9 protein-coding genes and 1 pseudogene are annotated in these 10,815 nt (G+C 72.4%); 3 read left to right on the top strand and 7 right to left on the bottom strand.

The window, feature by feature from the left end; all coding sequences use genetic code 11:
- From VHA72_RS05450 to VHA72_RS05430, 5 genes and pseudogenes are all read right to left on the bottom strand, one after another.
- Positions 1–811 (bottom strand): annotated as a pseudogene (locus VHA72_RS05450) (PQQ-dependent sugar dehydrogenase); the annotation flags it as partial.
- Between the two features lie 24 nt (positions 812–835).
- On the bottom strand, positions 836–1,441 hold the full coding sequence (locus VHA72_RS05445; RefSeq protein WP_325573427.1) for a response regulator: 606 nt from the start codon (positions 1,439–1,441) through the stop codon (positions 836–838).
- Positions 1,438–2,553, bottom strand: coding sequence for a sensor histidine kinase (locus tag VHA72_RS05440; RefSeq protein WP_325573426.1), 1,116 nt, complete (start codon positions 2,551–2,553; stop codon positions 1,438–1,440). Before VHA72_RS05440 ends, VHA72_RS05445 begins: the two co-directional genes overlap by 4 nt.
- Entirely contained in the window at positions 2,550–3,329 is a 780-nt protein-coding gene (locus VHA72_RS05435) for an ABC transporter permease (RefSeq protein ID WP_325573425.1), read from the bottom strand. The genes VHA72_RS05440 and VHA72_RS05435 overlap by 4 nt, the downstream gene beginning before the upstream one ends.
- On the bottom strand, positions 3,326–4,255 hold the full coding sequence (locus VHA72_RS05430) for an ABC transporter ATP-binding protein (RefSeq protein WP_325573424.1): 930 nt from the start codon (positions 4,253–4,255) through the stop codon (positions 3,326–3,328). Before VHA72_RS05430 ends, VHA72_RS05435 begins: the two co-directional genes overlap by 4 nt.
- A gap of 145 nt (positions 4,256–4,400) precedes the next feature.
- Between VHA72_RS05430 and VHA72_RS05425 the strand changes: the two genes are divergently transcribed.
- Both VHA72_RS05425 and VHA72_RS05420 read left to right on the top strand, forming a co-directional pair.
- Entirely contained in the window at positions 4,401–5,342 is a 942-nt protein-coding gene (locus VHA72_RS05425) for an AMP-binding enzyme (RefSeq protein ID WP_325573423.1), read from the top strand.
- Entirely contained in the window at positions 5,339–6,490 is a 1,152-nt protein-coding gene (locus VHA72_RS05420) for a thiolase family protein (protein WP_325573422.1), read from the top strand. The genes VHA72_RS05425 and VHA72_RS05420 overlap by 4 nt, the downstream gene beginning before the upstream one ends.
- A gap of 46 nt (positions 6,491–6,536) precedes the next feature.
- On the opposite strand, the gene panB is transcribed toward VHA72_RS05420, so the two are convergent.
- Positions 6,537–7,406, bottom strand: a complete 870-nt coding sequence (gene panB / locus VHA72_RS05415; protein ID WP_325573421.1) for a 3-methyl-2-oxobutanoate hydroxymethyltransferase — start codon at positions 7,404–7,406, stop codon at positions 6,537–6,539.
- 130 nt (positions 7,407–7,536) lie between these two features.
- On the opposite strand from panB, the gene VHA72_RS05410 reads away from it, so the two are divergent.
- Positions 7,537–9,570, top strand: coding sequence for an NAD(+) synthase (locus tag VHA72_RS05410; protein ID WP_325573420.1), 2,034 nt, complete (start codon positions 7,537–7,539; stop codon positions 9,568–9,570).
- A 17-nt stretch (positions 9,571–9,587) separates the two neighbouring features.
- On the opposite strand, the gene manD is transcribed toward VHA72_RS05410, so the two are convergent.
- Positions 9,588–10,815 (bottom strand): D-mannonate dehydratase ManD (gene manD, locus VHA72_RS05405; protein ID WP_325573419.1); only part of this gene is annotated, 1,228 nt, incomplete at its 5' end.

Raw genomic sequence — 10,815 nt, 5'->3', positions numbered from 1 at the left:
TCATCGGCACCGACTCGTTGTAGCCCGGCACCGGGTCGTAGCCGTAGTCGCCGCCGTTGCGCAGCAGGTTCACCTCGTCGTCCCGGTCGGTGCCCTGCTCGATCGACCACAGCGTGCCGTCGGCGCGCTGGGCGAGTCCCTAGACGTTGCGGTGGCCGTAGGTCTCGACGTACCGCTTGTGCTTGTTCGCCGCGTGCACGAACGGGTTGGTCGGCCACGGCGCGCCGGTCTCCGGGTCGAGCCGCAGCGTCTTGCCGCCCAGTGAGCGCTTGTTCTGCGGCACCCGGCCGTGCTGCGCGTCGCCGGTGCCGACCAGCATGGATCCGTCGGTGGCGATCAGCAGCCGGCAGCCGCCGTGCCGCCCATTGCCGGTGGGCATGCCCGTGACGAGCGTGCCGGCCTTGGTGGCGTGGGTCAGGCCGGCGTCGAGCGTCCAGGCCATCACCCGGACGTCGTGTCCGCCGCCGGTCCTCTTCCAGCCGTTGCAGGTGTAGATCCGGTGATTGGTGGCAAAGCCGGGATCGATCGCCAGCCCGAGCAGCCCGGTCTCGACCCGGTGCCAGATCCGCCTGCTCGGGAACGCGATCCGCCGGCTGACGCCGTCGGACCACACCGACAGGGTGCGCCGGTCACGTTGGGTGTAGAGCAACCGACCGTCGGGCAGCGGCCGCACGTCCCAGGGGTGGTCGAGACCGCTGGCGATGGTGGTGACGGTCAGTGCGGGCTTCGCCCGCGGAGAGGGTACGGCGGAGGCCGCCGTGGTCGGTGCGACCAGAGCGCCGACCAGCAGCAGCCCGAGCAGGATGCGCATGCGAGGGGCGGTACCCGCCGCGGGCTAGAGCCAACCGTTACCGTCGGCGATGAGCACCGCCTCCGTGCGGTTGGAGGCGCCGGTCTTCCCGATCGCGGCCGAGAGGTGATTGCGCACCGTGCCCTCGGAGAGGAACAGCTTGGCCGCGATGCCGGCCACCGACGAGCCGTCCCGTGCCGCCTGCAGCACCTCGGTCTCGCGCTGCGTCAGGGGAGACTCGCCGGCCACCAGGCTGTCGGTGGCCAGCTTGGGGTCGACCACGCGCAGCCCCGAGTGCACCCGTCGTACCGCGTCGGCGAGCTGGGGTGCCGGCGTGTCCTTGACCACGAACCCGCTCGCCCCGGCCTGCAGCGCGCGGCGCAGGTAGCCGGGCCGGCCGAACGTCGTCACGATCAGCACCTTGACCTCCGGCGCCGCCTTGCGGACCGCGGCGGTGGCGCTGATGCCGTCCAGGCCGGGCATCTCCACGTCGAGCAGCGCGACGTCGGGCCGGTGCTCGAGCACGGCCGCGACGACGTCGGCGCCGTTGCCGACCTCGGCGACCACCTCGAGGTCGGGCTCGAGGCCGAGCAGCGCGGAGAGGGCGCCGCGGACCAGCGCCTGGTCGTCGGCGAGCAGCAGCTTGATCATGGGAGCGCCACCTGGAGGGAGAAGCCGGGGGAGAGCGATCGGGTGATGACGACGGCGCCGGCGGCCGCGGCCCGCTCGCGTAGGCCGGTGAGGCCGGAGCCTTCGGCCGCCACGCCGGGGCCGGCGCCGTCGTCGCGGATCTCGACGCAGCTCTCCGAGAGCAGGATGTCGCAGCGCTTGGCGCCGGAGTGCCGGATCACGTTGGTGACGCCCTCGCGCACCGACCAGGCGAACAGCTCGCGCAGCCCGGTGGGCACGATCTCGGTCGACTGGGGGATGTTCGGCGTGATCTCCGCGGCGGTCAGCGCCGCCCGGGCCCGCGCCAGCTCGCCGGGCAGGGTCAGCTCGCGGTAGCCCTCCACCGCCCGGCGGATGTCGGCGAGCGCATCGCGGGAGAGCCGCTCGAGGTCGGCGATCTCGTGCCGGGCGCGCTCGCCGTCGACGTCGATGAGCCGCTGGGCGAGCTCGGCCTTGACGGTGATCACGGTGAGCGAGTGTCCCAGGATGTCGTGCAGGTCGCGAGCGAACCGGTTGCGTTCGTTGTCCACCGCCAGTCGGGTGTTCTCCTCATGGGCGCGGAACAGATCGATGTTGCGGGTGATGATGCCCTTCATCCCGAGCACCGCGAGCGAGCCGGCGATGATGCCGACGACGGTGCCGCCCTGCGACGGCCAGCCGCGCACCTGCCCCGCGATGAGGACGGCGGCCGCCAGCGCCACCACGAGGGGTACGGCGAGGCGCAGCGGCAGCAGCAGGATCGCCGAGACCGCGATGAAGACCGCCGCGGCCGTGCCGGACTCGCCGTTGCAGAGCACCATCACCACGCCGAGCGCGGTCAGCGCGCCGACGAAGAGTAGGCCACGCCGGAGTCGCGGCTGCACGATCAGTTCGGCGCGGCTGGCGCGGTTGCGCAGCCAGTGGGAGGAGTAGAGCGCCGCGAACGCGACGGTCGACACCATCCCGAGGATGCCGCTGAGCCGGTCGCGGTGCTGGAACCCGTCGAGGAACGCCGGCACCAGGAAGACCAGCCACAGCGTGGCGAGCCACGGCCCCAGGGGCCCGCGACGGGTCCCCCAGGGCTGCAGCTGCGGCGGGCACTGGTCTTGCGTCATACCCGGGCGGTGTCCTTGCTCATCCGCCAGGCGGCGCCCGCGACGAAGAGGCCGAACCAGACGATCGCGTTGACGATCGCGTACCACGGCAGCTCGTGAGTCAGGGGCGCCCGGGCGATCTCGGCGACGCCGTACAACGGCGTCCAGTAGGCGATGTCGCGCACGACCTCGGGGTAGGTGCTGATCGGGATGAAGACGCCGCCGAGGAAGGAGAGCGCGGCCATGCCGGGGCCCAGGATCTGCATCGCGTTCTCGCCGGGTACGAGGTAGCCGACGAAAACGCCGAGTGCCGCGAAGGTCACCGTGCAGACGAGGGCCAGAAGCGCACTGGCGATCCAGACGCCGGTCGACATGCTCGCCTTGCCCATCGCGATGCCCACGGCGTTCACCATGATGATTGCCAATCCGCCCATGAACAGCGCCACCAGCGCCTTGGTGATGATGTAGGCGACCGGGTTGAGCGGCGTGAGGCGCAGCTGGCGCGACCATCCTGTCGCCCGCTCCAGGGCCACCATCGCTCCGGCGGCGGCCGAGGTGAGCGCCGCGCCGTAGAGTGCGATCGAGATCAGGATGTACGCCGCGACGTTCCCGTGGCCAGCCGACTTCTGCCAGCCGGACTGCGCACCGAAGATCAGGATCATGACCGCCGGCAGGATCAGACTGAAGACGACAGTGCGGCGGTTGCGCAACACACGACGCAGCTCGATGCCGAGCAGAGTGAGGTTGAAGCCCCCCATCGGCGGCACTCGCCGGGTGGTCAGGTCGATGCTGCTCATTCCGAGTCTCCCGTCAGGGCGAGGAACGCGTCCTCGAGGTTCTTGCTGGTGATCTCCAGATCGCGCGCGGCGGTCCGGTCGAGGAGGTAGCGCGCGACGGCGTCGCTGTCCTTGGTGTGCACCACGATCTGGTCGCCGCGCACGTCGAGCTGGTCCACGCCGCCGATGGCGCGCAGGCCCGACTCGATGGTGGCGTCCAGGCCCGGGATGGTGGCGCGCACCGTCCGGCCGGCGGCCAGCGACCTGATCTCGGCGCCGGTGCCGTCGGCCACCTTGCGACCCTGGCTGATCAGCACGATCCGGTCGGCGTACTGGTCCGCCTCCTCGAGATAGTGCGTCGCGAACAGCACCGTGCGGCCCTGGTCGGCGTCGCGGCGGATGGCGTTCCAGAAGGTACGGCGGCCCTCCACGTCCATGCCGGTGGTGGGCTCGTCGAGCAGCAGCAGCGCGGGGTCGGGCAGCAGCGCCATCGCGAACCGCAGCCGCTGCTGCTCGCCGCCGGAGCACTTGCCCACCTTGCGGTCGGCGATGTGGGTGATGCCGGCGTTCTCGATCGCCTCGTCGACGGGCATGGTGTCGGCGAACAGGCTGGCGGTGTAGGCCACCGTCTCCCGTACGCTCAGGTCCTTGATCAGCCCGCCGGTCTGCATCACGGCGCTGACCAGGCCGCGAGCGATCGCCTCGCGTGGCTTCATGCCGAGCACCGTCGCGGTGCCGCTGGTCGGCTGGGACAGGCCGAGGATCATGTCGATCGTGGTGGTCTTCCCGGCGCCGTTGGGCCCGAGGAAGGCGACCACCTCGCCCTGCTGCAGCTCCAGGTCGATGCCCTTGACCGCCTGGACGTTGCCGAAGCTCTTGGTCACGCCCTGGAGCCGGACGGCGGGTTCGCGTGTCGCGATGCCGCTGGTGATGGTGCCACTGGTCATGACAACAAGTGTGTGGGCGCGCCGTCTCCGGCGCATCGCCCGAGGGTCATGACGGTGGAGTGACATGTGTCATCGCGCCGGTCGGCGGCTCGTCATCGCGCCGGTTGGCTAGCATCGCAGCGGTCGGCGTAGGGGAGGAGACACGATGGCCGAGGAGCCGGTGCGTCCGGCACAGGCCGCGGACCCGGTGGCGGCGGTGATCGCGGCCCACGCCGCCTCGACGCCGCTCGCCCTCACCACCTCCGGGACGTCCGGCACCGCGCGGACCGTGGTGCGCACCACCGCCTCCTGGTGGGACTCCTTCGACGCGTACGCCGACCTGAGTGGCGTCGGTCCGGGGGCGCGCCTCTGGCTGCCCGGCCCGCTGCGGAGCACGATGAACCTGTTCGCGGCGGTGCATGCCCGCGTCGCTGGCGCCACCGTGGTGGAGGACCCGGCCGCGGCGACGCACGCCTGCCTGACGCCGACGGCACTCGACCGGCGTGGTGGCGAGCTGGCGCGCGGAACGCGGGTGGTCGTCGCCGGCGCCGCGCTCGCGCCCGGGCTGTACGAGCGGGCCGTCGCGGCCGGGCTGGCGGTGCGCAGCTACTACGGCGCGGCCGAGCTGTCCTTCGTCGGCTGCGGCCCGCACGCGGAGGACCTGCGTGCGTTCCCCGGCGTCACCGTCGAGATCCGCGACGGGGTGATCTGGGTCGCCTCGCCGTACCTCTCCCTCGGTCTGGGGCCCTGGGCGACCGTCGGGGACCTGGGCCGCCTGGACGGCGAGCGGCTGATCGTGCTCGGCCGTCCTGGCACCGTCACGACCGCTGGTGCCACGGTGGCGCTGGCCGAGGTGGAGGCGGCGCTGCGTCGCGCGGCCCGCGGCCAGGTCGCCGTCGTCGGCCTGCCACATCCGGGCCTCGGCGAGGTGGTGGCCGCCGCCTTCACCGCGCCGGAGGACGCCGAGACGCTGCGCCGGGTGGCGCGCGATCAGCTGCCGGCCACGCACCGCCCCCGGATCTGGCGGCGACTGGATGCGTTGCCGACGACCGCAGGCGGCAAGGTCGACGACGCGGCGGTGCGAGCGCTCCTGGACGGCTCTCGGTGAGCGGCTCGGTGAGCGGCTCGGTGATCGTCGCGGCGCTGCGTTCGCCGATCGGCACCGCCGGCCACGGACTGGCCGGCGTGGATGCGGCCACCCTGGCCGCGCCGGTGTTGCGCGCGGTGGCCGATGCGGTGGCCGTCGGCGGCGTGACCGGCCGCATCGACGAGGTGGTGCTGGGCAACTGCATGGGCCCCGGCGGCGACGTCGCCCGGGTGGCCGCGCTGGCCGGCGGGCTCGGGATCGAGGTGCCGGCGCTGACGGTGGACCGGCAGTGTGGCAGCGGCCTGGCCGCGCTGGAGGTGGGTGCCGGGCTGGTCGCCGCTGGCGCCGGGCTGGTGCTCGCGGGCGGCGTCGAGTCGGCCAGTACGGCACCCTGGCGGATGTGGCCGCCGGTCGAGGGCGAGACGCCGCGGCGCTACCAGCGGGCGCCGTTCGCGCCGACCGGCTTCGACGACCCGGACATGGGCCTAGCGGCGGACCTGCTGGCCGAGGAGAGCGGCGTGACCCGCGAGCGCCAGGACGCGTACGCCGCTCGCTCGCACCGGCTCGCCTGGGCGGCCCGCGAGCGGGGCGGGTACGACGCCGAGATCGTGCCGGTGGCCGGCCTGGTGCACGACGAGCGGCCGCGGCCGGGGCTCAGCGAGGATCGGCTGGCCCGGCTGCCCGCGACGTTCCGGCCCGGTGGCACCGTGACGGCCGGCAACTCCTGTGGCATCAGTGACGGCGCCGCGGTCGTCGCGATGGTGCCCGCCGGCGTCCAGGCGGCCGCCGGACTGCCGGGGCTTCGGGTACTGGCCACCGCCTCCGCCGGGGTCGCGCCCGAGCGACCGGGCCGCGGGATGGTGCCCGCCGTCCGGGAGGCACTGGCGCGGGCCGGCCTGACCCTCGACGACCTGGACGCGATCGAGCTCAACGAGGCGTTCGCCGGTCAGGTGCTGGCCTGCTGCGACGAGCTCGGGCTGGACCCGGACCGGGTCTGCCCCGACGGCGGCGCACTCGCCCTCGGCCATCCCTGGGGTGCCAGCGGCGCGGTCCTGGCGGTCCGGCTCTTCACCCGGCTCGTCCGCGAGGGCCGCGGCCGGCGCGGGCTGGCCGCGATCGCGGTCGGTGGCGGCCAGGGGGTCGCGATGGTGGTCGAGGCGGTGGCCTAGCACCAACCGCGCCGGCCCGGGCCCCGGGCCGCCGCGGCCGGCCGGGTCAGAAGGTGTGCTCGGGACCGGGGAAGGAGGAGTCGGCCACGTCGGCGGCGTACTCCTTGGCGGCCTGGAGCAGGACGCCGTGGAGGTCGGCGTACTTCTTCACGAAGCGTGGGGTCCGGCCGTCGTTGAGCCCGAAGGCGTCCTGCCAGACCAGCACCTGGCCGTCGGTCTGGTTGCCGCCGCCGATGCCGATGGTGGGGATCTCCAGCTCCTTGGTGACCCGGGCCGCCACGTCGCCGGGCACCATCTCCAGGACCACCGCGAACGCGCCGGCCTCCTGTACCGCCTGGGCGTCGCGCAGCACCCGCTCGGCCGCGTCACCACGCCCCTGGACGCGGTAGCCGCCCAGGGTGTGCTCGCTCTGCGGCGTGAAGCCGATGTGGGCGCACACCGGGATGCCGCCCCTGGTCAGCTTCTCGATCTGGGCCGACATCTCCACCCCGCCCTCGAGCTTGACCGCCGCCACCTCGGCCTCCTTCATCAGCCGCGCCGCCGAGTGGTAAGCCTGCTCGGGACTGGCCTGATAGGTGCCGAACGGCAGGTCGCCCACGACCAGCGCCCGCGTCGCGCCGCGGACCACGCCGCGCGCCATCGCGATGATCTCGTCGAGGGTGACCGGCAGCGTCGTGGCGTAGCCCAATACGGTGTTCCCGGCGGAGTCGCCGACCAACAGCGTGTCGATGCCGGCCTCGTCGAAGATCCGGGCGGTGAAGACGTCGTACGACGTCAGCATGGTGAACTTGCGGCCCGCCTGCTTCCAGTCCCGCAGGTGGTGGGTGCGGACCTTCTTGACCGGCGGGGTGTCTGTGGCCGGGGCGCCGTACGGCGCCTGCTCGCCCTGAGTGGTGTCCTGCTGCTCGCTCGACATGGAGCTGCCTCTCTCGTCATCTCGCGGCTCCCCGAATGGAGTCCACGGACCGCGTCCAGCCTAGGTCCGCGACCGGCCGCCCGGCGCTGTGGCGCTGCTCACGTGCCGGCTACCTCCCTAGACTCCAGGCGTGGACTTCTACTCGCCCTATGCGCACGGGTTCGCCCGGGTCGCGGCCTGCACCATCCCGGTCGCGATCGCCGATCCCGCGGCCAACGCCCGCACCGTGATCGAGCAGACCCGGGCCTGTCACGAGGACGGCGTGGCGGTGGCGGTCTTCCCCGAGCTGTGCCTGTCCGGGTACGCGGTGGACGACCTGTTCCTGCAGCGCCCGCTGCTGGACGCGGTGGTAGCGGCGATCCAGGCCATCGCGGTGGCCAGCGAGGACCTGCTGCCGGTGATCGTGGTCGGCGCGCCGCTGCTGCACCGTAACCGGGTCCTCAACACCGCGGTGGTGATCCATCGCGGGGAGATCCTCGGCATCGCGCCGAAGTCCTACCTGCCGACCTACCGCGAGTTCTACGAGCGGCGCTGGTTCGCGCCCGGCGACGACCTCGACAGCACGCTGACCATCTCCGGGGAGGAGGTGCCGCTCAGCCCGCGGCTGCTGTTCACCGCCACCGACGTGCCCGGCCTGACCTTCCACGTCGAGGTCTGCGAGGACATGTGGGTGCCGGTCTCGCCCAGCGCGCAGGCCGCGCTCGCCGGCGCGACCGTGCTGCTCAACCTGTCCGCCAGCCCCATCACCGTCGGCCGCAGCGACGCCCGCCGGCTGCTGGTGGAGTCGACCAGCGCACGCTGCCTGGCCGCCTATGTCTACACCGCCGCCGGCCAGGGTGAGTCGACCACCGACCTGTCCTGGGACGGTCAGACCATGGTCTACGAACTCGGCGACCTGCTGGGGGAGAGCGAGCGGTTCCCGGATGGTCCGCGCCGGACGGTCGTCGACGTCGACCTGGACCGGATCACCGCCGAGCGGATCCGGATGGGCACCTTTGATGACAACCGCCGCACCCTGGACGAGCTGGTCGAGGACTTCGAGGTGGTCGAGTTCGAGCTCGAGCCGCCGCTGGAGGCCAGCGGGCTGCGCCGCAAGGTGGACCGGTTCCCGTTCGTGCCCGACGACCCGCAACGGCTGGCCCAGGACTGCTACGAGGCCTACCACATCCAGGTCAGCGGCCTGGTGCAGCGGCTGCGCGCGATCGGGCCCGACACGAAAGTGGTCATCGGTGTCAGCGGTGGCCTGGACTCCACCCACGCGCTCATCGTCGCGGCCGACGCGATGGACCGGCTGGGCCGGCCGCGCAGCGACATCCTGGCGTTCACGATGCCGGGCTTCGCGACCAGCGACGCGACCAGGGCCAGCGCCGACGCGCTGATGGCGGCGCTCGGTACGACGTACCAGACGCTCGACATCCGCCCCGCCGCGACCCAGATGCTCCAGGACATGGGGCACCCGTTCGCCGGCGGCGAGCCGGTCTACGACGTGACGTTCGAGAACGTCCAGGCCGGGCTGCGCTACGACTACCTGTTCCGGCTCGCGAACCAGCGCGGCGGGATCGTGGTCGGCACCGGCGACCTGTCCGAGCTGGCGCTGGGCTGGTGCACCTACGGCGTGGGCGACCAGATGTCGCACTACAACGTCAACGCCGGCGTGCCCAAGACCCTCATCCAGCACCTGATCCGCTGGGTCATCTCCACCGACCGGTTCGACGAGCGGACCAACGCCGTGCTGGGCACGATCGTGGAGCAGGAGATCAGCCCGGAGCTGGTGCCGGGGGAGAAGCCGCAGTCGACCGAGGCCATCGTCGGGCCCTACGCGCTGCAGGACTTCACCCTGTTCCACGTCGTGCGGCACGGGCACAACCCGTCGAAGATCGCGTTCCTCGCCTGGCAGGCCTGGCACGACGCGGCGGCCGGCGACTGGCCGCCGGGCTTCCCCGAGCAGCGGCGTACGGCGTACGACCTCGCCGCGATCAGGCACTGGCTCGAGGTGTTCATCCGGCGGTTCTTCGCCCACCAGTTCAAGCGCTCCGCGCTGCCGAACGGCCCCAAGGTCAGCAACGGCGGCACCATGTCGCCGCGCGGCGACTGGCGGATGCCCTCGGACGCGTCGGCGGCGACGTGGCTGGCCGAGCTGGAGGCGCGCGTCCCCACCGAGTGACGCCGAGTGACCCGGTCTCACCAGTGGAACATGGTGCCGTCGCGCAGCCGGTTCACCGGCAGGGAGGCGGGCTCGTACGGATACCGCGCGGCCAGGTCCAGGTCGATGTCGACCCCGAGGCCGGGCTCCTCCGACACGTACATCAGGCCGCCCTCGAACCGGTAGGAGTGGGGGAAGACAGCATCGGTCTCGGGCGTGTGCGGCATGTACTCCTGCAGCCCGAAGTTCGGGATCGCGGTGTCGACGTGCAGCGCGGCGGCCAGGCACACCGGTGACAGGTCGGTGGCGCCGTGCGAGCCCGACCGGACGTCGTAGAGCGCGGCCAGGTCGAAGATCCGGCGCAGGTGGGTGATGCCGCCGGCGTGGACGACGGTGGTGCGGATGTAGTCGATGAGCCGCTCGCGGATCAGCAGCTCGCAGTCCCAGATCGAGCTGAACACCTCGCCCGTCGCGATCGGCGTCGTGGTGTGCGCCCGCAGGTGCCGATAGCCGTCCTGCAGTTCCGCGGGGACCGGGTCCTCCATCCAGGTCAGGTGGTAGGGCTCCAGCTCCTTGCCCAGCCGGGCGGCCTCGTTCGGGGTCAGCCGGTGGTGCACGTCGTGCAGCAACCGCGGCCGCGGTCCGAGCTCGCGGCGTACCGCCTCGAAGAGGGTCGGCACATGGGCCAGGTAGGCCTCGGTGTCCCAGACGTTCTCCACCGGGATGGCCGACTCGGCCGGCTCGTAGGAGCGGGCGTCAGCGCTCTTGTCGCCGCCGATCCCGTACGTCGAGTCCAGTCCGGGGATCGCCGACTGCACCCGCACGGCCCGGTAGCCGCGCTCCAGGAACCCGGCCGCGGAGGCGACCGCGTCCTCGACGGTGTCGCCCGACGCGTGCCCGTAGACCGTGACGCCGTCGCGCGCCCGGCCGCCCAGCAGCTGATAGACCGGCAGGCCGGCGACCTTGCCCTTGATGTCCCACAGCGCGGTGTCGATGCCGGCGATCGAGGTCATCGTGACCGGGCCGCGCCGCCAGTAGGCGCCTCGGTAGAGGTAGTGCCAGGTGTCGTCGATGCGCATCGGGTCGCGTCCGATCAGGACCGGGGCGAGGTGGTCGCGCAGGTAGGACGCGACGGCGAGCTCGCGGCCGTTGAGGGTCGCGTCACCGATGCCGGCGACACCCTCGTCGGTGGTGATCCGCACCGTGACGAAGTTGCGTCCCGGGCAGGTGACGATGACATCGACGTCGGTGATCCTCATCGGCTGA

The sequence above is a fragment of the Nocardioides sp. genome (assembly GCF_035547795.1).
Taxonomy (GTDB): Bacteria; Actinomycetota; Actinomycetes; order Propionibacteriales; family Nocardioidaceae; genus Nocardioides.
This window is presented reverse-complemented; position numbering and strand designations above follow the sequence as displayed.